The sequence below is a fragment of the Wolbachia endosymbiont of Pentidionis agamae genome, assembly GCF_036711655.1.
Taxonomy (GTDB): Bacteria; Pseudomonadota; Alphaproteobacteria; order Rickettsiales; family Anaplasmataceae; genus JAZHPY01.
In genome coordinates this window covers 1-305 of record NZ_JAZHPY010000188.1, presented here as the reverse complement: position 1 = coordinate 305, position 305 = coordinate 1, and the positions used below count along the sequence as shown (strand labels likewise).

Genomic DNA, 305 nt, shown 5'->3' with positions numbered 1-305 from the left:
CTGGATGATAAACTTCACATGTTTGAATTGCCGGTATTTCTTCCTTTAGCGTAGCGCAAATTGCTTTATGTAAATCAATCCAATTCATACTTTTAGAATATGCTTTAATTCATGGTGAAAGAATTTTTCAAATACCTTTTCAACTTCATAATTAACAAGATCTTTTATTATTTTTGACGCCTCATGCTCTAATGGCAGTTTGACTTCTTGTATTGGCAGAGCTCTTTTTCCTTCACGTTTAAAAATACCTTTATATCCTCTTGGCATTGTTGCCATAAATGCTCCCATAAGTTGGTGCTTTCCAA

At 33.4% G+C, this 305-nt stretch carries 1 pseudogene; it reads right to left on the bottom strand.

Annotation, left to right across the window (positions count from 1 at the left end):
- Nucleotides 1-84: 84 nt before the first annotated feature.
- Nucleotides 85-305, bottom strand: a pseudogene (locus V6U76_RS05555) (phage tail protein); the annotation flags it as partial.